Here is a 23561-nt window from a genome sequence, read left to right on the forward strand (position 1 = left end):
GAATGTGCCGAGATGACCTCCGCCGACTACACCCCCTTCGCCCACCTCACCACGCCCAACGCCCCCCTCTACCGCCAGGTGATGCGCGCGTTCCTGGTCGCCAAGGAGCGGTTCGCCGTGCATCTGCGGCCCGAGGACGTGTTCGCCGCGCTGGACGCGGGGAGTCGGCCCGCCGACCTCGAGCCGGTGACGCAGGCGCTGGACAAGCTCGTGGAGTGGGGCAACCTGCGGGCCGACCCGGACCACGCGCGGGTGACGGCGGTCGAGGACTTCTACCGCAGGCGGTTCATCTACCAGCTCACCCGGGCCGGTGAGGCGGCCGAGGCGGCACTCGGGACATACGACGAGGTACTGGGGCGGCGTGGGGAGCTTCAGGCCGTCGCGCTGCACGACATCGTCACGCAGCTGCGGGCGCTGCTGGTGATCGCCGCGGAGGACGAGCCCGACCCGGCCAAGGCGTACATCGCCCTGTCCGTGCTGACGGCACGCTTCACCGACCTCGCGGACAACGCCCGTGCCTTCATGGGCTCGCTCCAGCGCACCATCGACCTGCACGACATCGAGGTCGAGGCGTTCCTCGCGTACAAGGACCGGCTGATCCAGTACCTGGAGCGGTTCATCCAGGACCTCATCACCCTCGGCGGGCGGATCGCCCTGCTGATCGGGGAGCTTGAGGAGCAGGGGAGGGTGGGGCCCCTCCTGTCCCTCGCCGCTGGCCGTGAGGCCGCCGATGCCGCCCCCGAGGACGCCGGGCGAGCGGAAGCGGTGGCGTACCAGCGGTGGGCCGCCCGGTGGGCCGGGCTCGCGCAGTGGTTCGTGTCGGGGGAGGGGCGGGAGTCGCAGGCCAGGCTGCTGCGCGGGCGGGCGCTCCATTCGATTCCGCAGCTCCTGGCCGTGGTGCGGCAGTTGAACGAGCGGCGGGCCGGGCGCTCCGACCGTTCGGCCGACTTCCGCACGCTGGCGCGCTGGTTCGCCCAGGCGCCCGACGACGCGGCACGGCACCGGCTGTGGCGGGTGGCGTTCGGCCTGCACTCCTCCCGGCACCTCACCGTCGACGCCGACACCCTCGCCGAGCGGACGGCCTCACCGGAACCGGCCTCCACGCCGTGGGGTGAGGCGCGACCGCTGCGGATCAGCCCCCAGCTGCGCCGCACCGGCAGCTACGAGCGGCGCGGCAAGCCGCGCAAGGTCGCGGACCGCAGTGAGGCGAAGCGCAAGCTCGCCGAGATTGCCACCCGGCAGGCGGGCGAGGCCCGGCAGGCGCGGGAGCGTCTTGTGACGGGCGGGCCGGTGCGGCTGTCCCGGCTGGGTGAACTCGATCCGGCCGCCTTCCAGTTGTTTCTGCGCCTGCTCGGTGACGCACTCGCCACCTGGCGGCCGGGCATGACCACCAGCACGGCCACCAGCGGGGACGGCTCGATGGAGATCCGGCTGACCGCCGTCGACGACGGTTCCACAGCCGAAGTGCGCACACCTGAGGGCGTGTTCAGCGGCCCCGACCACCTGATCGACATCATCGACCTCACGGTGGGCGGCAACGGCAACGGCAACGGCAACGGCAACGGCAGCGGCAACGGCAGCGGCAGCGGCGGTAGCGAGGCCGGTGCGCCCGCCGAGTACGCGCCGGACCCGGCCGAGGCGAACGGACCGACGACCGCGCCCGGGCCCGCGCCCGTGGCTGTGCCGGTCCCTCGGCGGGACGGCGCCCTCCAGCCCTCCGGGGCCGCCACGCACCGCGCGGAGGGCCGATGAGCGGGCCCCTCGCCGAGGTGCTGGACGGCCAGCGGCAGGCCGACCTGCAACGGGCCGCGCGAGCGCTGCTGAAAGTGCCGCTGCTCACCGCCGACGGGCCGCACTCCGACGAGTTCCGGCTGGTGCGCAGGCATGCCGCCGAACTGCGGGAGTGGTTCGAGCGCAACGCCGGATGGTCGCTGCGCACCGACGCCGACGCCGCACGCCTGCGCAAGACGCCGGGCACCCTCACCGACGCCACCCACCCCGCACGTGAGGCCACCCGTACCGCCCTGCCCTTCACCCGTCGGCGCTACGTCCTGCTCTGCCTGACGCTGGCCGCGCTGGAGCGGGGCGAGTCGCAGGTGGCGCTCGGACGCCTGGCCGAACAGGTCGTTCTGGCCGCCGCCGAACCCGAACTCGTCGCGGCCGGCATCACGTTCACCCTGGAGCGACGCGACGAGCGCCTCGACCTCGCGGCCGTCGTCCGCCTGCTGCTGCGGCTCGGTGTGCTGCGGCGGGTGGCAGGGGACGAGGAGGCCTACGTCAGCGGATCGGGTGACGTGCTCTACGACGTACGGCGGCGGGTGCTCGCCGGGATGCCGGCCACCCTGCGCGGCCCCTCCATGGTCGAGTCCGGCGACTTCGACGAACGCCTGGTGGAGATGACGGCGCGGACCGCTCTCGACAGCGACGAACTCAGGTTCCGCGCCATCCGCTGGAAGCTGACCCGCTGCCTCCTCGACGACCCGGTGCTCTACTACGACGACCTCACCGACGACGAACTGGCCTACCTCACCCGGCAGCGCGGCTTCATCACCGCACGCATCAACGAACTGACCGGACTGGTCCCGGAGGTCCGGGCCGAGGGCATCGCCATGGTCGACCCTCTCGACGACCTCACCGACGTACGCATGCCGGAACAGGGCACCCACGGTCACATCACCCTGCTGCTGGCAGGGCATCTGGCGCGGGCCGCCGGGCCCGTCGATCCGGCGGAGCTGGCCGCACGCGTACGGGAACTGGCCGTGGAGCACGGCGGCTTCTGGTCCAAGTCGGCGCGGGAACCGGGCGCCGAGCCCGAACTCGTCGAGCAGGCGCTGGCCAAGCTGGTGGCGCTGGGACTCGCCGAGCGCACGGAACGGGGCGTGGTACCGCGACCGGCCCTCGCCCGGTACGCGGTCGGAGAGCCCGTGATCAGGGAACCGGGACCTGCCCGGCACCATCCCGCCGCGACGCTGGATCTGGCCGAACAAGCCGAAGTGAAGGACGAAAGGTGAACCGCGCCGTGATCGCGCTGCCCAGCCCCGCGCCCGGCCGGTGGAGGCCCCTGCGCATCGGGCTCGTCGACCTGTTCCACTACGACGTCGAGGAGTTCTGGTTCCGCGACGGCCGGCTGCTGCTGCGCGGCAACAACGGCACCGGCAAGTCGAAGGTGCTCGCCCTCACCCTGCCGTTCCTCCTGGACGGTGACCTGTCCGCCCGACGCGTCGAGCCCGACGGCGACCCGGGCAAGCGGATGGAGTGGAACCTGCTCCTCGGCGGCGCCCACCCGTACCCGGAACGCCTCGGCTACACCTGGATCGAGTTCGGACGGCTCGACGACACCACGGGCGAGGCGCATTTCCGCACGCTGCTGTGCGGGCTGAAGGCGGTCGCCGGACGCGGTATCGCCCGCCACTGGTTCGCGGTGACCGACCAGCGGGTCGCCGTCGGCCTGAACCTGCTGGACGCGACCGGCACGGCGCTGTCCCGGGACCGGCTCGCGGAGGCCGTCGGCAGCCACGGCATGGTGTACGACACGGCGAAGGCGTACCGAAGGGCGGTCGACGAGGCCCTCTTCGGGCTCGGGGAGCGACGCTACGGCGCCCTCGTCGACCTGCTGATCCAGCTGCGCCAGCCCCAGCTGTCCAAGCGCCCGAGCGAAGCCGCCCTGTCCCGGGCGCTGACCGAGGCGCTGCCGCCGATGGACCAGGCGGTCGTCGCCGACGCGGCGGAGGCCTTCCGGTCGCTGGACGAGGAGAAGGAGGAACTGCGGGCGGCCCGCGAGGCCGAACAGGCCTCCTCGGCGTTCCTCGACCACTACCTGCGCTACGCCCGCCTCGCCTCGCGGCGCCGCGCCCGCCTGCCCCGCCGCGAGCACGCCCGTTACGAGCACCTCCAGCGGGAACTCCTCAAGGCACAGGCGGACCGGGACCGGGCCGTGACGGAGCGCGAGGAGGCCCGTGCCAGGGGCGCCGCACTCGACGAGCGGGCCGCGCGGCTGGCCGCCCAGGACGCCGCGCTGCGGTCCGGGCCCGAGATGCGTGACGCCCGCGCACTCGACCAGGCGGCGGCCGACGCCTCCCGCACGGCCGGAGAGCTGAAGCGGGCCGAGGCGGACCGGCAGACGGCGGCCGAGGCGCACACCCGGGCTCTGGGGCGGCTCGACACCGCGGGCAACCGGTTCACGGCGGCCCAGGAGGCGCTGGACGACATCCACGACCGGGTGGCGGAGAGCGCTGCGGCGGCACGGCTCGAGGTTCCCCGGACGGAAGGAGCCCCCGACGCGGTCCTGCGCAGGGAGGCAGACGAGGCGGCGGCGAGCCGGCGACGCGCGGTCGAGCACGTGGCGGAACTCGCCGAGCGGGCCGAGCGGGCCGAGGAGCAGCGCGGGGCCGCCCGGCTGCGCGCCGACGAGGCCGATGAGGAGGCCGTGCACAGCGGTGAGCGGCTGGCCGAGGCGCAGGAGGGCGTCGCCGTGGCGGGGCGGGCGCTCGTCACGGCCTTGCGGGAACACCTGTCCGGGTGCGTGGAGTTGCGGGTGACCGGGCTCCCGGGGGTCCTGGACGCGGTGCAGGACTGGGTGAGTGGGCTGGACGGCCCGCTGCCCGCCCGTACGGCGGCGGCCGAGGCACACCGCACCGCCGCATCCCGCCTGGCCGACCGGGCGGCCGGACTGGCACACCGGGAAGCGGCGCGGGCGGAACGGCAGCGGCTGGGGGCCGAGGAACTGGCCGCCCTCGAAAAGGGCGGGGAGCGCGGTCCGGTGGCTCCGTACACGCGCACACCCGGCATGCGGGACCGGGGCCTCGGTGCCCCGCTGTGGCGGCTCGTCGACTTCCGCCCGCACGTCACCGAGGCCGACCGCGCGGGACTTGAGGCCGCGTTGGAGGCGTCGGGCCTCCTCGACGCCTGGGTACGGCCGGACGGCTCCGCGGTCACGGCGGACGGCCACGACGTGCTGCTCGACCCGGTCGGCCTGCTCGGCGGCACCGGCCTCGACGGCGTGCTGTGCCCGGCGGTCAACGCCGCGGACGTGGGGGCCGCCGCCGTGGGCGAGGAGACGGTCGCGAGGCTGCTCGCCTCGATCGGGCTGGCCGGAGGGAAAGACGACCGATCCGAGGGCACCGCGTGGGAGGCCGGCGGTCACGACACCTGGGTCCGCGCCGACGGGCACTTCCGTGTCGGCGCGCTCATCGGGAGCTGGGCGAAGGACAGCGCCCAGTATGTGGGAGAAGGAGCACGGGAACAGGCCCGGCGCACCCGGATCGGTGAACTGCGCGACGAACTCGCGGTGTTGGTGACGCAACAGGAACAACTGGCCGAGGAGTCCCGCGCCGTCGCCGAGCGCCGCACCGTGCTCGACGCCGAACTCGCCGCGGTGCCGGGTGACGACGACCTGCGTCACGCTCACGCGCGCGTCACCGCCGCCTCCGACGCGGCCCACCGCGCCCGTGCACGGCAGGACGAGCGGGCGGCGGCACTGGCCCTCGCGGGGAGCGGGCCGACCGTGCGGCGGCCGAACTCGCCGAGACCGCGACTGCTCTGAACCTCCCCACCGACATGGCGCGACTGGGCACCGTGCGCCAGGCGATCGCCGACCACACCGCTCTGCTCGCGGCGCTGTGGCCCGCACTGCGCGAACGAGCGGAGTCCGAGCGCGCGGTGACCGCGGAGCAGGCGGAGACCCGCCGGGCCGAACTCCTCGTCGCCGAACTCGCGGAGCGGGCGACACAGTCGGCCCGGGCCGCCGCTGCGGCGGACGAACGCCTCACCACACTCCGCTCCACCGTCGGAGCGGCCGTCGCCGAACTGCAGCGGCGGCTGGAGGAGACGGACGAGGCAGCCCGCACCTGCGAGAGTGAACAGCAGAAGGCCCAAGCCGACCACCAGGACGCCGTCGAGCGGGCCGGCCACGCCGAAGGGCGCATCGAGCGGCTCACCGAGGACGTCACCGACGCGACCGCCGCCCGCGAAGAGGCCGTCGCCGCGCTCCAGCGGTTCGCCTCGACGGGGCTGCTCGGCGTCGCCCTGCCCGACCTCGCCGTACCGGACGACGTAGGGGGGACCTGGGCGGCGACCCCCGCCGTCGCACTCGCCCGCGCCGTCGAGTCCCAGCTCTCCGGGGTCGACGACTCGGACGCTGCCTGGGAGCGCGTGCAGAAGCAGCTGAGCGAGGAGTTCGGCAGGCTCCAGGACGCGCTCTCCCGGCACGGCCACACCGCCACCGCCCGTCCGAGCGAGGACGGCATGCGGGTCGACGTCGTCTACCAGGGCCGGGAACGGACCGTGCCCGAACTCGCCGAGGCACTGGCCGTGGAGGTCGCGGAACTGACCCGCATCCTGTCCGCACACGAGCGGGAGATCCTCCAGACCCACCTGATCACCGAGGTCGCCGGGACGCTACAGGAACTGATCGCAGCCGCCGAGCGGCAGGTGAACGCCATGAACAGAGAGCTGGAGGAGCGCCCGACCTCGACGGGAATGAAGCTGCGGCTGGTGTGGCGGGCGTCCCGCCGGGCCCCGCAGGGACTGGCTCAGGCGCGTGAACGGCTGCGCCAGTCCGCCGACGCCTGGTCACCGGAGGACCGGGCGGCGGTCGGCGCGTTCCTCCAGGAGCAGATCGCCCAGCGGCAGGCCGACGACAGTGTCGGCAGCTGGCTCGAGGACCTCACCGCGGCCCTCGACTACCGGGCCTGGCACGAGTTCGGCGTCGAACGCCACCAGCACGGCAAGTGGGTACCGGCCACCGGCCCCGCCTCGGGCGGGGAGCGGGTACTGGCCGCGTCCGTGCCCCTGTTCGCCGCCGCGTCCTCGCACTACGCGAGCGCGGGGGGTGCGCACGCCCCGCGCCTGGTCACCCTGGACGAGGCGTTCGCCGGCGTCGACGACGACTCGCGCGCCAAGTGCCTCGGCCTGCTGCGCGCCTTCGACCTCGACGTCGTCATGACCAGCGAACGCGAATGGGCCTGCTACCCCCAGGTGCCGGGCATCGCCATCGCCCAGCTCTCGCGTGTCGACGACATCGACGCCGTGCTGGTGACGCGGTGGGAGTGGGACGGCACCGACAGGCGGCGGGGTACGGAGCCCGGTGCGAGGACGGGCGCGCCGAGGGGTGATTTCCGCGCCGACGGTGCCGGCGAAGGGGCCGACGGGCCGGTGGGTTCCGTTGGTGAGCCGGGGCGGTACACCGAGGGCACCGGCGAACAGGAGTCGTTGTGGAGGTGAATCCCAGGGCGACTCCGTCCGCACACGGCGACCGGAAGCCCGGCATACAGACGGCTGCCGCACGGGAGACACCGGCGGACGGCACCGTCGTGGACCCGGCGGCGACCGCGTCACCACCGGCCGGAGACCAGGCCGGCATCGACACCGAGCGTCTCGGCCGTCTGCTCGGTGACCCCGGCCTCGCCTGGCTCGTGGACCGCGTACGGCAGCGGATGACACGCGGGCGGCCGCTCACCGGCTCCGTCACCCTGTCCGACCCCGACGACACCCAACGCCAGGCCGCCGATCGCCTGTTGGGCCGGGCGCCACGGGCCGCCGGTTCCCTGAGCGTGCGTCTCGACTCCGTGGACGCGGTCCTGCGCCGCTCCGGCGTCAGCCCCGAGGGACTGGAGGCCGCCGTAGTGGCCCTCACCGGCCCCGTCACACTCCACGCGGAGACGCGGAACAGGGAGGAACGGGCCTGGGAGGAGGCGTACACCCCGCTGGGCACCCTCGACGGAGAGCTCGGCCACTGGGCGCGGCGGATCCGCAGGGACGGTCTCGTACGGCGCCTCGCTCGCACGCCGGAGAACGCGGGCCCTCTGGTGAAGGCTGCCGTACGCGCGCTGGTTGAGCTGCCCTTGTCGCCCCCGACATCGCGAGCGACGTTCGCCGCGCGGTACCTCTCGGGCGCCCATGTCCTGGACGAGGGGACACCACTCGCCACTCTGGTCCTGTCCGGGCTCCGTGTCCTCACCGGCTTCCCCGACGGTTTTGGTGCCCAGTGGCGACGAGAGGCATGGGCCTCGGCGGGGCTGCTCAGGGACGACCTGTCTTCGACCGTCCTCACCCTCAATCTGCGCGGTACTCCGTCTCTCGACTGGATGGCCGACGCGGGGGAGCCCGTGGTACTGACGCTCCGCTCCCTCACCCGTGGCGCACCGGTTGCCGCCGTTCCGACGACGGGGACCCTATACATCTGCGAGAACCCGGCCGTGCTGTCCGCCGCCGCCGACGCCTTCGGCCCCGCATGCCCACCCATGGTGTGCCTGCAGGGGCAACCGTCGGCAGCCGCCCTCACGCTGCTGCGCGACCTGTCCACGCGGGAGGCCTGCCTGCTCTACCACGGCGATTTCGACTGGGGCGGTGCACGCATCGCCGCAGCGCTGGCGCGGAGTGTCCCTTGGCAGCCATGGCGCTACACGGCTGAGCACTACCGAACAGCAGTGGTCTCAGTGGCCGAAGCGCCCGGCCTGACGGGCCCGCCTGCCGAGACTCCCTGGGATCCGGCCCTGGCAGTCGCTCTCGCCGAGCACGGTGTGCGGGTCGAGGAGGAAGCGGTGCTGGACGACTTGCTCGCGGACCTCGGCCTGGGAGCGAGTGGCCGTCGAGGATGACGACTTCGACGTCTCTCGTGAGTCGGCTGCTGCCTGAAGGTGCCATGTCGCCCGGCGACAGCGATCGATTGCTGCGTTCCGTGGCCGCGAAGCTGGTCAAGGCTCAGCATCTGCGGGACATCGAGCCTCTGTTCGGCGAGTTGCCGGACGAAATCGAGAGTCCGGCGGTCGAGCTGCGGGCCTGTCTCCTGGGAGAGCTGGCGCTGATCGGCTCGGGGACCGGTCGGCGCGCCCTGGACGCGTACGCCGAGAAGCTGCGTGAGCTGGGGCACCCGCTGGCTCGGCTGCCCAGGACGCGACTGGACATCGAACACCGGTTCACGGTTCGTGTCCGGGGACTGGGATCGATCAAGACCGCGAAGCAGCTCCGGTCGCGATTCCCGGAAGCTCCTTCGACCGGCGGCGGTGCGGTCGCAGGCCGCGGTGCCGGGGACGCTCAGGACGACGGACGGGCGAACGCGGCTGCCGAACCGTTCCGGGCCGGTGGATGGGCCCGTGAGCCCGAGGCACGGTTCTTCACGCTCCCGAGCCCGCTCAGCCCTGACGACTTCGGGATCTCCTTCCTCGAGGAACTGCCTTTGCGCTGCCTGGAAGGCGAGGGCAGCCGCCGGGGAAGTGCGCTTGCCTGCGTGACGACACCCGACGATGTCCTCAACGAACTCTTCTCGGCTTCGTACGTCGGCGGAGTGAACGGCCAGGGGCAGGGCGGTGCGTACGCGCGGCTGTACGCCTGGGAGAGTCTCTACGCGCTCATGGGGCTGCCCGCCGGGGTGGTGCCCCTCCTGGAAGCCGTGAGGCGCGCGGCTGATCACCGGTGGCTGCGGTTCATGGCGTTCACGGACTGGTTCCACCATGACACCTCGGACCTGGCTTTCGCCGTGCTCGATCCCACCCGGACTCGGGTCGCGGTGCTGGCGGCGACCGATACCGATACCGACCCGACGTTCTCGGGTAGTGGAAACTCTCCCGGCACTTCTTCGACCCACCCACGCTGAACTGCGGTTGTATCGACTGGCGGCTCGTGGGTCCTCAGAAACGTCGCTGAGCTGCCGCCCGGTCGTCAGCGTGCTGCCCGGACGTCAGCCGCTGCGCGGAGTGACCAGGCCGGACTCGTAGGCGAGGACCACGAGTTGGGCCCGGTCGCGGGCGTGAGCCCGAGGCGCGCTTCTTCACGCCCCGACCGACCTCGGCATCTCCTTCATCCATGACACCTCGGACCGGTGAGGCCGGCGAGCTCGTCGGAACAGGGCTTACGGGGTCGGCGTCCCGCGGCGCTTGAACCACCACACGCCGCCGCCGAGGACGAGCAGTACGGCGGTGCCGATACCGGCCCACGCGGCCGGAGACATCCCGCCCTCGGCCTCGTCGTCGGCCTGCTTCGCGGAAGGTGACGCCGGCGGATCCGACGGCTCGCCCGGTGCCGCACTGGAGGGCGCCGCGGTGGGGGCTTCGCCCGTAGGGCTCGGGCCGACCGGTGTCGCGCCGGGTTCGGCGGGCCCCAGTTTCAGGGTCGGCGCGGGGTGGCCGTGCCCATGGCCGTCGTCTCCCGAGTCGTCCAGGTCGATCCAGCGGTCGATGCGGCCGTCGCTGTAGCTCTGGAGCGTCTTGAACACAAGCTCCTTGGCGTCCGGCAGCTGACGGACGGTCACGGAGAACTCGGCGTCTTCGCCGACGGCGAGCTTGCTGCCCGAGACGGTGTAACCCCGGCCGGTGGTGTCGAATGTCCAGCCCTTGGGGCCCTGGTCATAGGTGATGTCGGAGGGAGTGATGCCCTTGGGCAGGACCACCTCCAGCTTGGTGATGCCGGCTGAGGAGGACTCGGATGCGGCGTGGAAGTCCAGGGTGACGTTCCGGGCGAGGGCGCGCGCGTCTTTCGCCTCGACCTCCGTGTGGGCGTACGCGGGGCCGGCGGTGGCGACGACGCCGGCCACGAGGACCGCGCTGACGGTGGTGAGACGGCGCGCGGTGCGCGCCTTGCCGTGACGGGACACAACGGACTCCGGATGGTCGTCGGTGCATGACGTCTCACCCGGCCCGGCGCGGACACGTGGTGGGGCACGCGGGCCACGGCGGGCGCGAGCGGTGGATCGTTCAGGGAGTCGGACCGCGGCCCCGGTGAGTTCCATCCAGGGGGTGTGCTGTGCGTCACAGAGGTTGTCCGGGATTCAAGAAGTGGGCCGCCGATGGCCGGCCGGACCACCGCGGCCCTCCGAGCCCCGGCCGGCACGATGAAGCCAACCCGGAGAAGAACCTACGTGGGGGGCGAGCACCTCGCGGGTCGGAGCCGGCTCACAAGCGGGGACTCTCCGTCGGGTTCAGGGGCGGGAAGGTGATCGCGCGGCCGGCATAGGAACGGGACAGGCGGCTGAGGGGGACGCGGTCGTGTGTCTGGCCCCACGCTGAGGGGTCCCGGAAGTGGACGACCGGGTCGGGTCCGTCCTCGTAGCCGCGGAGGATGACCAGATGGCCGCCGGAGCGGCCGTCGTCGGGGAGTTGCTCGGTCACGGAGACGATGAGCGGGGCGTCGTGGAGGCGGCCGGGAAGGTCTTCGACGGGCACGGGTTCTGCGAGTGCGGGCACTCCGAGGTCGGTCGCCAGGTTCGCGATCCCCGCGTGGAGGGCTCCACGCGGGGTGAGAACCTCGTGCTTGACCGCGAGCTTCAGGAGTTCCGTCACCGTGGGCGCCGCGCGGCCGTAGGCGAGCAGGATCATTCTCAGTGATGCCAGGCCGCATGCCCGGTTGGACCATTCGACCCTGTCTCCGAGCGCCCAACCACCGTGCAGATCCCACTCGGTGGGGTCGATGCGCTGTCTGCACAAGGGGACATCGTGGACGCGCGACACAGTGGCAGGCTCCTACGGCGAGTGGGCAGCCTCCCGCGTCGGGGTGATGCTGGAGAAGGCGGGAGTGGGCAGGGGGCCATCGTATGGCGGGCGGGCCGGCGCCTCGTGCAACGTCGCCAGAACGGCATCCGTGTGTGAGACCGACCCTCGCGGCCGCTCCCGCGAAGTCGCCGTCGCGGGACATGCCCGCGTCCACGAAGTCGATCAGTTCGATGACCACCAGATGGAGCTGCGGAGGGCACTGTCTTCGACCTCCAAGGTGGTCGCGTCGTCCGCCGTCGCCGGATTCACGTCACCTTTCCCGGCAGCCCGTTCTGGCCATGGCCGACTCGCGCCCTTCTCGCGCTGCCTCGAGCTGCCCAGACTGCCGTACACGGACCGGTGGGGGAGGGCTTCGATCGTGGCTGGGCGTAGACGGAGAGCGGCGGCCCGCAGGCGGCAGGCGGCGCGATGGAAGGTGGTGGCGGCCGGCGGTGGTCTGGTGCTGGTCCTGCTGGTGGTGTTCTGGTCGGCCGTGTGGCCGTACATCACGGGCGCGTTGGTCCTCGGCAGCGTCGGAGCGACGGGCTGGTGGCTGTGGCACACGGACCGGCTCGCGCGAGGGCGGGACCGTCTGTGGCGGCAGGAAGAGGCGGTGAAGGCCGGCCACCGGACCCTCGCCGAGGTGGACGCGATGACCGGCACCGAGTTCGAGGACCTGGTCGCGACCCTGTGCCGACGGGACGGCTGCACAGAGGTCCGGCGGGTGGGCGGTGCGAACGACAACGGCGCCGACGTCGTCGGCCGTCTCCCGGACGGGCGCACCATGGTGATCCAGTGCAAGCGCTATGCGCCGAGCAGCTCGATCGCGAGTCGCGAGTTACGCGATCTGCTGGGTGCCAAGGTGCACTTCGGGGCCGACCTGGCGGTGTTCGTGACGACCACGCGCTTCAGCCGGCCCTCCGAGAGGTTCGCGGTGCAGCACGGCATCCTCGCGGTGCACCGCGATCACCTCGGCATGTGGAACAACGGGGCCTCCCTGCAGTCCCTGAGCAAGGTGAACGGCAGAGGACAGGGAGACTCCAGGCACCAGGCACGCTGGAAGCGCGCGTATGGGCGATGACCGGCTGCTCAGCCGGCCGTTCCGCCCTTCCTGTTCACGGTCGGTCGGTCACCATGTCGCGGCGGCGTGCATCCGTCGCCCGCCGCGGGAGCCAGTGGCTACGACTGCCCCGAGGCGGGTGCGTCGGCGGCGTGGACCTGGCGGATGAAGCGTCGTTGCCACGGTACTTCCACCGCACGGGGGTGGTAGTTCCGCCTCACCCATTTGACCGCCTCCTTGGGATCCATGCCCTCGAAGACGCAGAGGGCCGAGAGCCCCGTACCAGTCCGGCCGATGCCGCCCCCGCAGCAGATCTCCACGCGTTCGTCTTCGGCACGGTCGTAGGCGACGCGGAGTTTGCGCATCGCGTCCATGGGGTCGGCGGGAAGCCAGAAGTCGCGCCACGGAATCCACAGGGACTCCCACGGCGTCTCGGGCGGCTCGTGGTCCGTCAAGTGCACGGCTAACGTGGGGGTTTGCCCCTCCGGCAGGTCGTACCTGAGTCCGCGTCCGCGAATCGTCCGCCCCGAGGGGAGGGTAACTACCTTGGGGGTGTCGGTGTTCCACATTTCGGTCATGATGAATTCCGTTTCGATCGGTTTCGCAAGATCGAGGTGTCCGCCATGGCGATCATCCCCAGCGGGATCTGGGGAAGGATCTGTTGAGCATGGAGGACCAATGCGAAGGCTAGCCCCTCGGCCTGCCCGAGGACGCCCGCTGTAGCGCCCAGCACGGCCGCCTCGAAGGTACCCAGCTGGCCCGGCAAGGTCGGCAGGATGTTGGAGACCTCGATGGACAGCAGTACAACCACCAGGACGGCCACCGACAGCGGTAGGTCCAGAGCCTTCGCGACGGCCACCGCGGCCAGGAAGTCCAGTGCCCGGGTGGCGACCGCGGCCGCCCCCACCTCCGCGAAGACGCGCGGACGCCGCACCGGCCCGAGTGCCGTGCGCGCGTCGAACACGACTTTGCGCAGTCGGCCCTCCCGGGCGGGGGCGGAGGGAGTGCGCGCGACCCTCACGATCAGCACGGTCTCCACCGTCAGCACGGCCACATACAACCAGGCGACGGCCATCGCCCAGCCCGGCACATCGCTCCCCGGCCACCAGACGAACACCAGGAAGGGCACCAGACCCAGGCTGGAGAAGTACTTGCGGACCAGCATGAGCGTGACGGTCACCGTCCGGGCTATCCCATGGCGCAGCAGATAGCCGATCCGGACGAACTCGCCCACCCCCTCCGGGCTGACGGCCGCCGCCGCCTGGACGGCGAACTCGATCCGCACCAGTAGGGGGAACCGGATCCGGGGCTCGGTGAACATCGCGTTCCAGCCCATGGCCCGGGTCACCTGAGAGGCCACGTTGGCCAGTGCCGCCAAGACCAGCCAGCGCCAGTCGGCGACCTTCAGCGCCGCCCACAGATGCCCCAGGTCCATACCCCATAAGGTGACCACCAAGCTGACGCCGACCGCCACGAACAACAGCGCCCGGATCACCCGGTCGCGCGTGCTGTGATCCTTCGGCGGGGACTCGGTCGGGGTCACGGCTCGCTCCGCAAGCGCACGGTGCCCGCATCGCCGTCCACGGTCACCATGTCCCCGGTTCCGATCCGCGAGGTCGCGGTCCTCACGCCCATCACCGCCGGGATGCCGTACTCGCGCGCCACCACCGAGCCGTGGGACAGCGCGCCCCCGACGTCGGCCACCACGGCCCCGGCCCGGGTCAGCAGTGGCGCCCATGCCGGAGTCACCTGGCGGACGACGAGGACCTCGCCCGACTCCAGTGCGTCCGCGTCCGCGACTTCGTGGATCACCCGAGCCCGGCCCGTGTAGCTCCCCGGGCTCACCGCTGATCCGCTCAGCCCGTCGCCCTTGTCCTGGCCCCGCTCGGCCCCGAACAGCGCCAAGGAGGTGATGTCGGACCCGAAGAGCATGATCCGCGCGTCGGCGGGGACCACATCGGGCGGATCTAGCCGCCGCTGCCACTGGCGTCGCAGCCGGCGCTCACGCACCAGGTCGCGCCACCGCGCGTCGCCCGCGCCGGCGTTCACCCAGCCGCTCAGCTCCTTCCCGGTCAGGTAGAACACGTCTTCGTCGACGTCGAGCAGGTCGGCGAGGACCAGCCGGCGGCCGAGTTCGAGATATCCGGCCCGCATGAACGGCCAGCCGAGCGTGAAGTAGTGCAGGGCCTCGTCCCGTACCCCGCTCCAGTGGTTCGCCCACCGGTGCACCCCGCGCCGCAGCCGGCCCAGAGGACCGCGTCCGAGCCGGAGTGCCGGGACGCCGCCAGGGCCCGATGCCGGTGCCGGGTAGCCCGGTTCGCCTTTGCCGCGGCGGTCGGCGATCACCGAGCGAAGCATCGAAGGATCGTCGGCCGCGGTGGGTTCGGCGGGGTCGAGGCTGTACACCAGGTGGCCGAAGCGTCGCAGGTACTCCTGCAGCAGTTGTTCCTCGTCCTCCAAAGCGGCCGCGGCGACCCGGTCCAGGGCACGGTCGGCCTGGTGGGCGAGCCGGTCGTCGCCGACGAGGAGGGATCCGGGCGTGAGCCCGGCTGTGCGCCGGCCGCCGCGCGCCAGGAGTACCCCCAGCAGCCACTCTGTGGTGTTCCAGTGCCAGGCGAGGCCGCCGATCACCGCCCAGTAGCGGGCGCTCAGGTCCTCGACTGCCCGGATCCGGCGCAGCACTTCGGCGGACGTCAGGTCCTCGAGAGGTGTGTCCCGCGCATGCTCCAGGCCCGCCTGGAGCGCGGGCAGTATGTCGTCCCGCCAGCGCCGCTCCACTGGTGAGAGGTGGAAGGCAAGCCAGCGCGCGGTGAGTCGCAGGGTGCGCAGCGGATGTTCGGAGAGGGGGAAGTCGAAGCGCAGATAGGCGAACCCGTTCACGGTCCCGTGCATGGGCTCCGGGATGAGCGGGCTGCGGGCGCGCAGTCTGCGTGGACCTCCCCAGTTCGTCGCCCACCGGTCGATGAGCGAGGGGAACAGCGTCGTGGCGAAGAGCGGGGAGAGCGGATCGGACAGCCACGAGTCGCAGATACTCATCCGGGCCCACCGCGCCCCGGGCACCTCGCTCGCCCAGTCGCCGAACTGCGTGGGCTGCGGGACGGCCGCGGTGATCGGGCGAGCCTGCAGCAGGTGCAGCCCGGTGTCGTCCAGCGCCCACTCGATGTCCTGCGGTCCGCCCAGCGCCCGTTCCACGGCCAGCGCTGTGCGCACCAGGGAACGGAGCGGGCCCTCGCTTCCGTCCGTCCCGCCCAGCTGTTCCCCGAACGCGGTGCTGAACACGGGCGCGTGCGGTTCCTGCCGGGAGAACGCCGCCCGGTTCGGCTCCACGGTGCCCTCCACGAGCTGATCGCCGAGCCCCTCGACCGCCTCCACGAGCACCAGATGGTCGTCGTTCGCGACAGGTGCCTCCGCGGTGAACACCACCCCGGCCCATTCGGGGGCCACCATCGCCTGGACCACGACAGCCATCGCCGGGGCCTGCTCGGCAAGACCGAGCCGGCCCCGGTAGACCTCGGAGGCGACGGAGTGCCGGGACCGCTGGCAGCGGCCGACGGCGGCCAGCAGCTCGTCGAAGGTGCGGACGCCGAGCACGCTCTCGTACTGGCCGGCGGCACTGCCCGCCACACCGTCCTCGTTGGTGGCCGACGACCGCACGGCGACGCCGTGCGGGGAGGGCAGGGCCTCCCAGCACGCCCTCACCTGGGCGACCGCGTCGTCGCGCAGTCCCGACCCGCCGGTGGTCTCCCCTCCTTCCCCACCTTCCTCCAGGCCCGCCGTGGTGGTGAAGACATCCACCGGGAGACAGAACCCCGGAGGTACGGGAAATCCCGCCGCCACCAGTCGGCCCAGCCCTTTGGCCTTGCCCCCGACCCGTTCGACGGGCAAATCCGCGGCCTCGGCCAGGCTCACGACACCCTCAGCCATGCTCTGCCACCTCCACCCACTGCTGATAGAAACGTCGGAATCGCCGTACGGCCTCGTCACCGGGCACGTAGATGCCGTGCCGGTCCCCCGGCAGCAAGGTGTCGAAGATCGGGAGGTCCTGGCGGGCGGCCACCTGCACCTCCGCGCGGTGGACGAGCGCGCGCAGCCACCCCAGGGCCCCCGCCCCGTCAGGGTCGACGACAGCGTTGATGTGCTGAATGCTGTGGTGCTCCCCGATCGGGGTGACGGCCAAAATCATCCGGTACAGGCGCCGGCCGTCCGCGTAGTACTCGATCTCCTGGCAGCTTGCCCAGCCGCGCATCCGCAGGGTGAACTCGCCCGCGTTGAGCCCGAACACATTCGACACGGTGCCCAGCACGCCCCGGTATGCGGGCCAGGTCAGGGTCGCGTCGAGGCGGGGGTCCGGTTTGTCGTCCTGCGCCCCGTCACCGGCCGTTTCCTCGCGCGCGTCCTGGAACGCGATCCTGGCCTCCCCGGTCACCGTCAGCCCGTGCAAGGCCACCAAGTGGTCGGGGTCGTAGGTGTTCTCCAGGATCCGCCGGGTGGTGGCTCGGGTCGGGTCGGCCAGCCGGAACCTCCGGATGCCGGGAACCTGCCGCGATTCGAGGTCCGGGAGATCCGGCGGTTCGTAACGGGGCGCCCCGCCGCCGTACCAGGCCCACACATAACCCGAGCATTCGCGGGTGGGCAGCGCGGTGATGGCGGCCCGCGCCGGAGGACGCCGCCCCGGCACGAAGACACATGCCCCGGACTCGTCGAACCGCCAGCGGTGGAAGGGGCATTCGAGCGTGCCGTCGACCACCTTGCCGCCGTGCAGGGCGGCCCCCGCGTGCGGGCAGGTCGCGCTCTGTACGTGGGCACGGCCGTCGCTGCCGCGCCAGCCCACGTAGGAGTCGCCGAAGAGGGTGATCCGGCGCGGCCGCCGCTTCAACTCCTCGGAGGGCAGCGCGACGTACCAGCCCGAGGCGAGGTTTGTGGTGGGCCTCGCCGACGCCGCGATCCGATCGGACGTACTGCGCCTCATCGCGCCTCCTCCCGAACACCCCGCCGGAGTTTCCGCGCCGCCCTCGGACGGTCTCTCACGTGTCCCCCCGTCCCGTCCAACGGCGATGAAACTGGCGGAATCGCAGTACTCCCTCGTCGTCGGCGGTGTTGATCGAGCCGTCGGTTTCCTCGGCGTCCCGGTAGATGCGCAGATCCGCCCGGGTCCCCCACCAGTGCTGGAGCCGGTACCCCAGAAGACGGGGGAAGAGCCGAGCAGACCACCGGACCGCGGCACGACGGTCCAGCCGTGCATCGTGGTCCGCCCCTGCGCCACCGGCGTCACGGCGAGCAGCTCGTGTGCCACCGGTCGGTCGTTCAGCTCGAAGGTCAGTACCTGGTAGGAGGGCGTCGAACGCAGGTGCAGACAGAGTCGGCCCAGACCGCCCGGCCGCCGGTCCAGCGGAGCCGGCAGGGTGATCTTGTCGGTAGTGATGCGCGCCGCGATCGTGTGCGGGTCCTCCTTGGTGTCCCAGGTGAGCCGCAGACCGTCGGCGAGCCCGTGCACCACCGGAAAGTGGGGTACGTCGAATCCGTTCTCCAGCACCCGGCGTGCCGGTGCGGGGGTGTCGAAGGCGAACCGGTAACGCCGGTGGGCCGGTGAGCGCCTGTCCAGGTGGGGGAAGTCCGGCGGCGGGTACTCGGGGTCCGCCGAGCCCACCCAGGTCCAGACGTAGCCGAGCCCCTCCCAGGAGGGATGGACCCGGGCCGAGGCCCCCCGCGGCACCCTCCGGGTGGCGGGGGCGGCCACGCAGGTCCCCTCGCCGTCGAACCGCCAGTGGTGGAACGTGCACCGCAGCTCACCGTTCACCACCCGGCCCAACTCGAGAGCGGCCCCCTGATGGGGACAGAAGCGGTCCATCACGACCGCTGCGCCGTCTCCCGCGCGCCAGAGCACCACCTCCCGCCCGGCCACCACGGCGGCCCTGGGCCGCCCCCCGACGTGGCTGGAACGCCCGGCCACATACCAACCGCGCGCCAGATCGCGGGGCGGTTCGAGATCGCGGGGTGGTCGCCCCCGTACCGGCGCGAGACTCATCGGCCGACCCTTCCGTCTTCCGCGGCGCGGTCGACCCATGACTGGTAGTAGCGACGGAACCGGAGCAGCCCGTTGTCATAGCGCACGTACACGGTGGGCTGGGCGTTGCGGGTGGAGTCGTAGACGGGTACGTCCTGGAAGGTGCCGGCGCGGTTCTGGACCCAGAACAGGACGTAGTTGAAGAGGGTGCGGTACCAGCGGCCGGTGCGGCGCACCCCCGCCCAGCCGACCTGGCGGGTGACCCGGTCGCCCTCGGGGACGATGCCCATGATCACCTTGTAGATCTCGGTGCCGTCCACGTACGCCGTGAAGCGCTGGCCGCCCGGCCACCCGTCGACCAGCAGCTGCATGTGCCGGCCCATCGCGAAGGTGGAGACGACGCCGGTCAACCAGCCCAGGGGCGAGCGGCGCAGCGGCGGCCGCCATGGCCGGCCTGAGAACCAGACGCCGAACCAGGCGTCGTCCCGCGTCAGCGGCGGGCCGTTGTCCGCTGCCTCGGACTGTTCGGCCAGCACGCGGAACTCCACCCCGTCCAGGGCCAGTCCGTGCAGGGCGCTGAAGTGCTGGTGGTCGACCGCGTTCTCCAGCAGTTGGCGGACCGTCCCGGTGGTCGCGTCGTCGTAGTGGAAGCCGAGGTAGCGGCGGGGCCTGTCGGTCAGCGCCGGGAACTCCGGGAGTTCGAAGAGGGGTTCGGCGGTGCCGTACCAGACCCAGACGAAGCCGTATGCCTCGCGGGTGGGGTAGGACCGGGTCCGGGCCGTCGTCGGGATGCGTGAGAGACCGGGGATGGCGGAGCAGACCCCGTTCCCGTCGAACCGCCAGTGGTGGAAGGGGCAGCGCAGTTCGCCTTTGACGACGTCCCCGAGGCCCAGGTTGGCGCCCTGGTGCGGGCAGTGCGCGGCCACGCAGCGCGGCGCTCCCTTCCGGTCGCGCCACAGCACGACCTCGCGCCCGAACAACCGCATCCGGTGCGGTCCCTTGCCCAGACGGGAGCTCTTGATCGCGGCATACCAGGACGCGGCGATGTTCGCCCCGGCTGGATTCGGCGGAGCGGCCGAGGCGGGGACGGTCCGCAGCTCTTCCTGGGAGCCCTCTGCGCCGATCACGCCGCCGCCCGGCCGTGAACCACCTGCGCGGCCCAGCGAAGCATCGCCGCGCGCTCGCCGAACCCGTCGAGCTCCGCCACTGCCTGCGTGATCAGTCCGCGCACCCGCTCGCGGGCCTGCTCCACTCCCACCAGCCGGGGATACGTCCACTTGCCCGCGGCCCGGTCCTGGCCGACCTCCTTGCCGAATTCTTCGAAACTCGATGTCTCGTCGAGGATGTCGTCGACGATCTGATAGGCGAGTCCGAGGTTTCGCGCATACGTGGTGAGGCGGGCTATGTCGGCCTTCGACGCCCCTCCCAGAATCGCCCCGGTGACCACGGCCGCCTCGATGAGCGCGCCGGTCTTCTTGATGTGCATCTCCTCCACGGTCAACGGGTCGACATGGTCGCGTCCCTGGGAGTGCAAGTCGATCGCCTGACCGCCGGACAGCCCGGACGGGCCGACCACCTCGATCAGTTTGGCCATGACGCTCAGCAGTCTTTCCGGATGCAGCGAGTCGGAGTTCTGGAGTATGAACTCCAGTGCGTAGGCGAGCAGCGCGTCGCCCGCCAGGAGCGCCATGCCCTCACCGAACACCCGGTGGTTGGAAGGGCTGCCGCGCCGGAAGTCGTCGTCGTCCATGGCCGGCAGGTCGTCATGGATGAGCGAAGCTGTATGCAGCATTTCCAGGCCGCAGGCGGTGGGAAGCGCAACCGAGACGTCGGTGTCGAATATCTGGTAGGCCAACAGGCACAGAGTCGGCCGGACACGCTTTCCATCGGCCAGCAGCGAGTAGGCCATGGCCTCGCGCAGTCGAGGCGGCTCCACCGAGTCGACGGAGGAGCGCAGTTTTTCGTTGACCTGGCGACGGAATTCTTCCATCGGTGCCGGAAAGTCTGTTTCTGCTTGGGTGCTGTCAATCGCGAAAGACACGAGTGCTCACTCTCCCCATGGATACGCCGGACGGGCCATCGAGTGATCGAGGAAGGTGATGGCGCCGCTTCACGGCGATGAAATAGAGACTGACGGCTGGATCCAGCGCCCATCGCATTCATCCGGGCTGCGGAAGAGCTGCGTTCGGCTCGCCGGGGTCCTTCGTGCAGAGATTGCGGAGATGACGACGGGGGACCGCGGTGCGACAGCGGATCCGCTCAGATCGTCAGTACACGCGCGCCCACGCCGGGCGTCGTCCCGGACAGCGGACTGCCGGCCACGCTCATGCGCTTCAGCCAGCGGTCCGTACCGTCGAAACGCGGTAGGAACGCCCGGCGGCCGTGCACCGCGCGGTAGTTGTCCACGATCAGCACGTCGCCCTGGCCGACCACCACGTCCTGCTGGGCGCGAGTGAGCTCGTCGACGATCGCGGCCAGCGCCTCGGCGGCCTCGCCGTCGTCGGCCACCGCGGTCGTGTACGGTGCGTCGATCCGCAGACAGGGGGACTCGGGGTCACCGAAGAGGAGCGCGGCCGGCTCCGGGTTCTCGTACATCTCGCGCGCACGCCTGAGCATGTCGCTGTCCGGGGCGAACCTGGCCAGTTGGCGCAGATGCTCCAGGTCGGGCCGGATGAGGAAGCGGGGCTCGCGGAGCACGGACCGGTGGTGCTCGGTCAGCCGCACGTCGTTGACCGTGCCGAGCGTGGTCGGCACCCGGTCGGGGTTTCTGATGCCCAGGAGCGCCAGATAGCGGCATCTGTCCTGGTGGAAGCCGTCCTCGGTGTGCCACTCCAGAGCGACTGAACCATGGCCGCTCTGTTCCTCTCGGTCGCTTTCGACCGGGACGAGGTTCTGCACCATCCGACCGCGCTGGATGGTCGGCCAGGCGAAGACCTCGCCCAGACCGGCGGCCAGCAGGGCCAGCTGCGCCTCCTCCAGCGCCTGACGTCCGCTGTCGAGGGCTTCCTGCCAGGAGAGCGGTGTGGGCCCGCAGCGGTCGGGGTCGACGCGTACCCCTGAGATTTGCAGTGCGCACAGCGAGGAAGAGTCCTTGAACTCATTCAGTACCGAGCGAATCGACTCCGGTATTCGATGAATGTGTTCTTCCAGGCCTTCATAGAAAAAGGGCCTCGCGGGAGACCCCTGAGCGGCCAGAGCTGTCTGGGCCGCCGCGCACAAACCATCAGCTTCTTCAACCGACAGCACGCACGCTAAAACATATGGAGAGTGTTCTAATGCGACGTCCATTGCGAGTCCCCCATGGTCGGTTGGACATGAATCTGTGTGTCAAGTCTTCCGAGCGAGCCTGGACGGTGCGGATCTTGATGGTACACCATGTTCATCATCCGTTCAGGGGAAGTTGTCCTGAACGGCCCGTCCTGGCACCCCAGTTGAGCGTCCACGGATCGGACGCGCTGCGCGGGGGCTCGGCTCTAGGAGGCTGGATTGAGCACGATGCGAAATCTGAGGCTGGCGGCTTCTCAGCGCGCCAAACGGTTGTTGGCTTCGGCCGTCACCCAAGTGGCCCCGCCCATTCGGCGCGGCACCGAGTCCGCCGTCAGTGAGCGTATGCACGACCCCGTCCTCGGGTCCTCCCTGAAGCGGCAACTCCGGGCTGCTCCAGTCCGGTTGACGGCGCGGTATCTCGCCTTCGCGGTGAAACGCGCCCGCCATGCGGCTCTCGCTCCGGAGCCTATTGGAGGCAATCTTTCCGGACATTTGGCGGAACTTCGGGATGCAGGTATCGAAAAGATCCTGAACCGTCTTTGCGCCCGCATCCCCGATGGCCGGCGGGCTCAGCGGGACGTCACGGAACTCGCCGAAGTGGAGTTCGCGATCCGTGCGGGCGAGGCGAAACCGGAACAACTGCGGCGGCTCGTGGAGTTGGCTCCCAGTGAACTGCGCATCGTCCGCGACCTCGGCCGGCCCTGGGACCACGACGGTGACGAGGAGCTCCGCGAGGCGCTGCGTCCCGCCGAGAGCCTGGCCTACGTCGCGTGGGACCTGAAGCAGTACGCCTCCGCCACCGAACCGATCAAACGCACCAACATCTACGCGGCCTTCGTCGAGACCTACGGCGACACGGCGGCGGAACGAGTGCGCGAAGAAGTCGCGTACTTCGAGGCACAGTTCGAGCGAGGACTGCGATCGGTCGGCGTGGCGGACCGGGAGCGACTCGAACGTGCGTTTGCGCTCACCTGTGCCCCGCTCCGGGACGCCTTACCGGATCCGGCCGCCGACCGGCACGAGGAGAGGAACGCGGCTGAAGGCGTCTCCAGCGCCGTCGTCCTGTTCGGCCTGCTGTGCGCCCTGGGATGGCTCGTGGCCTACGTGGCGATCGTCTACCGGGGATTCGCCGACCAGACGTACGGCGTGCCACTCGCCGCCTTCTTTGCCAATCTCACCTGGGAGTTCGCCTACGGTTTCCTCCTGGACCCGTTGGGCGACTACTTCCACACCGCGAGCATCGCCGGCTTCCTGGTCGACGTGGTGATCGCCTGGCAGGTGTGGAAGTACGGTGCGGCGCAGTTCCCGAACAGCACGCTCGGCCGCTATTTCCGGCCACTCTTCGGAGTGTGCGTGGCCGCCGCCCTGTCGGTCAACTACCACGCGTTCATCGACCTGGCTGACCCCGACGGGGAGTACACCGGATTCGGCATCAACCTCATGATGTCCATCCTGTACCTCAAGATGCTGGAGGACCGCGGATCGCCCGCGGGCCAGTCGATGTACATCGCCGTCGGCAAATGGCTGGGCACGCTGTGCGCCTGGATCGCCACGGCCCTCACCGTCACCACCTCGTCGCAGCGGACCTGGCCCACCAGCTGGTCCGAATTCGTACGGAAGTCGCTGGGCCATCGCTCGTACCCGCTGACGCCGTTGATCAATGTCATGTACGCCTGGACGTTCCTGCTCGACGTCGCCTACTGCGTCCTGCTCCACCGCTCCCTCAAGGCCGCCGGCATGTCGCCTTGGCGCCGGCTCTGAGCACCTC

At 71.1% G+C, this 23561-nt stretch carries 17 protein-coding genes; 8 read left to right on the top strand and 9 right to left on the bottom strand.

All coding sequences use genetic code 11. From position 1 onward, the window contains the following. Positions 1-12 precede the first annotated feature (12 nt). Genes ACQEV8_RS33040 through ACQEV8_RS33065 form a run of 6 tightly spaced genes read left to right on the top strand, consistent with a single transcriptional unit; the run spans position 13 to position 9592 of the window. The gene (locus tag ACQEV8_RS33040; protein ID WP_432967497.1) at positions 13-1752 is read left to right on the top strand and encodes a TIGR02677 family protein; all 1740 of its coding nucleotides are present in this window, start codon (positions 13-15) and stop codon (positions 1750-1752) included. Continuing rightward, a complete protein-coding gene (locus tag ACQEV8_RS33045) occupies positions 1749-3011 on the top strand; it encodes a TIGR02678 family protein (RefSeq protein ID WP_432967500.1) in 1263 nt (420 codons plus the stop codon). The genes ACQEV8_RS33040 and ACQEV8_RS33045 overlap by 4 nt, the downstream gene beginning before the upstream one ends. After that, complete coding sequence (locus ACQEV8_RS33050; RefSeq protein ID WP_432967503.1) at positions 3008-5542, top strand: TIGR02680 family protein; 2535 nt, start codon at positions 3008-3010, stop codon at positions 5540-5542. The genes ACQEV8_RS33045 and ACQEV8_RS33050 overlap by 4 nt, the downstream gene beginning before the upstream one ends. A 14-nt stretch (positions 5543-5556) precedes the next feature. Further along, positions 5557-7221 (top strand): TIGR02680 family protein, encoded by a 1665-nt coding sequence (locus ACQEV8_RS33055; RefSeq protein WP_432967506.1) that lies wholly within the window; start codon positions 5557-5559, stop codon positions 7219-7221. Then, positions 7218-8597, top strand: a complete 1380-nt coding sequence (locus ACQEV8_RS33060; protein ID WP_432967509.1) for a TIGR02679 family protein — start codon at positions 7218-7220, stop codon at positions 8595-8597. Before ACQEV8_RS33055 ends, ACQEV8_RS33060 begins: the two co-directional genes overlap by 4 nt. Positions 8598-8641: 44 nt before the next feature. Continuing rightward, positions 8642-9592: a DUF6183 family protein gene (locus tag ACQEV8_RS33065; protein WP_432967512.1), complete on the top strand. Its 951-nt coding sequence runs from the start codon at positions 8642-8644 to the stop codon at positions 9590-9592. 255 nt (positions 9593-9847) lie between these two features. On the opposite strand, the gene ACQEV8_RS33070 is transcribed toward ACQEV8_RS33065, so the two are convergent. Together ACQEV8_RS33070 and ACQEV8_RS33075 are read right to left on the bottom strand one after the other, a co-directional pair. Further along, positions 9848-10588: a DUF1775 domain-containing protein gene (locus tag ACQEV8_RS33070; RefSeq protein WP_432967515.1), complete on the bottom strand. Its 741-nt coding sequence runs from the start codon at positions 10586-10588 to the stop codon at positions 9848-9850. Positions 10589-10886: 298 nt separating this feature from the next. After that, entirely contained in the window at positions 10887-11417 is a 531-nt protein-coding gene (locus tag ACQEV8_RS33075) for a C39 family peptidase (protein WP_432967518.1), read from the bottom strand. 424 nt (positions 11418-11841) lie between these two features. Here ACQEV8_RS33075 and ACQEV8_RS33080 point away from each other — a divergent pair, with 424 nt between their 5' ends. After that, positions 11842-12543, top strand: coding sequence for a restriction endonuclease (locus tag ACQEV8_RS33080; RefSeq protein WP_432967521.1), 702 nt, complete (start codon positions 11842-11844; stop codon positions 12541-12543). Between the two features lie 98 nt (positions 12544-12641). Here the strand turns inward: ACQEV8_RS33080 and ACQEV8_RS33085 are convergent, their stop codons facing one another. The 7 genes from ACQEV8_RS33085 to ACQEV8_RS33115 all read right to left on the bottom strand — a co-directional run bounded on the left by ACQEV8_RS33085 (position 12642) and on the right by ACQEV8_RS33115 (position 21427). Further along, positions 12642-13100 carry a protein-tyrosine phosphatase family protein gene (locus ACQEV8_RS33085; protein ID WP_432967524.1) on the bottom strand — a complete coding sequence of 153 codons (459 nt, stop codon included), beginning with the start codon at positions 13098-13100 and terminating at the stop codon, positions 12642-12644. Next, positions 13097-14065: a lysylphosphatidylglycerol synthase transmembrane domain-containing protein gene (locus tag ACQEV8_RS33090; RefSeq protein WP_432967527.1), complete on the bottom strand. Its 969-nt coding sequence runs from the start codon at positions 14063-14065 to the stop codon at positions 13097-13099. The genes ACQEV8_RS33085 and ACQEV8_RS33090 overlap by 4 nt, the downstream gene beginning before the upstream one ends. After that, positions 14062-16446: a PEP/pyruvate-binding domain-containing protein gene (locus ACQEV8_RS33095; RefSeq protein WP_432967530.1), complete on the bottom strand. Its 2385-nt coding sequence runs from the start codon at positions 16444-16446 to the stop codon at positions 14062-14064. The genes ACQEV8_RS33090 and ACQEV8_RS33095 overlap by 4 nt, the downstream gene beginning before the upstream one ends. Beyond that, the gene (locus tag ACQEV8_RS33100) at positions 16439-18547 is read right to left on the bottom strand and encodes a Rieske 2Fe-2S domain-containing protein (RefSeq protein WP_432967533.1); all 2109 of its coding nucleotides are present in this window, start codon (positions 18545-18547) and stop codon (positions 16439-16441) included. The genes ACQEV8_RS33095 and ACQEV8_RS33100 overlap by 8 nt, the downstream gene beginning before the upstream one ends. Next, a complete protein-coding gene (locus ACQEV8_RS33105; protein ID WP_432967536.1) occupies positions 18544-19653 on the bottom strand; it encodes a Rieske 2Fe-2S domain-containing protein in 1110 nt (369 codons plus the stop codon). Before ACQEV8_RS33105 ends, ACQEV8_RS33100 begins: the two co-directional genes overlap by 4 nt. Continuing rightward, complete coding sequence (locus ACQEV8_RS33110; protein WP_432967539.1) at positions 19650-20567, bottom strand: polyprenyl synthetase family protein; 918 nt, start codon at positions 20565-20567, stop codon at positions 19650-19652. The genes ACQEV8_RS33105 and ACQEV8_RS33110 overlap by 4 nt, the downstream gene beginning before the upstream one ends. 218 nt (positions 20568-20785) lie before the next feature. Further along, complete coding sequence (locus tag ACQEV8_RS33115) at positions 20786-21427, bottom strand: TauD/TfdA family dioxygenase (RefSeq protein ID WP_432967542.1); 642 nt, start codon at positions 21425-21427, stop codon at positions 20786-20788. 963 nt (positions 21428-22390) lie between these two features. On the opposite strand from ACQEV8_RS33115, the gene ACQEV8_RS33120 reads away from it, so the two are divergent. Then, positions 22391-23554 carry a hypothetical protein gene (locus ACQEV8_RS33120; protein WP_432967545.1) on the top strand — a complete coding sequence of 388 codons (1164 nt, stop codon included), beginning with the start codon at positions 22391-22393 and terminating at the stop codon, positions 23552-23554. Positions 23555-23561 lie beyond the last annotated feature (7 nt).

The organism is Streptomyces sp. CA-179760 (genome assembly GCF_050937045.1).
Lineage (GTDB): Bacteria > Actinomycetota > Actinomycetes > Streptomycetales > Streptomycetaceae > Streptomyces.

Bases quoted from the DNA above. Each gene is read 5' to 3' on its own strand.
- ACQEV8_RS33040 (WP_432967497.1), top strand. From the start codon at position 13: ATGACCTCCGCCGACTACACCCCCTTCGCCCACCTCACCACGCCCAAC.
- ACQEV8_RS33045 (WP_432967500.1), top strand. From the start codon at position 1,749: ATGAGCGGGCCCCTCGCCGAGGTGCTGGACGGCCAGCGGCAGGCCGAC.
- ACQEV8_RS33055 (WP_432967506.1), top strand. From the start codon at position 5,557: ATGGCGCGACTGGGCACCGTGCGCCAGGCGATCGCCGACCACACCGCT.
- ACQEV8_RS33065 (WP_432967512.1), top strand. From the start codon at position 8,642: ATGTCGCCCGGCGACAGCGATCGATTGCTGCGTTCCGTGGCCGCGAAG.
- ACQEV8_RS33085 (WP_432967524.1), bottom strand. From the start codon at position 13,100: ATGACCGAAATGTGGAACACCGACACCCCCAAGGTAGTTACCCTCCCC.
- ACQEV8_RS33095 (WP_432967530.1), bottom strand. From the start codon at position 16,446: ATGGCTGAGGGTGTCGTGAGCCTGGCCGAGGCCGCGGATTTGCCCGTC.
- ACQEV8_RS33100 (WP_432967533.1), bottom strand. From the start codon at position 18,547: ATGAGTCTCGCGCCGGTACGGGGGCGACCACCCCGCGATCTCGAACCG.
- ACQEV8_RS33115 (WP_432967542.1), bottom strand. From the start codon at position 21,427: ATGGTGCAGAACCTCGTCCCGGTCGAAAGCGACCGAGAGGAACAGAGC.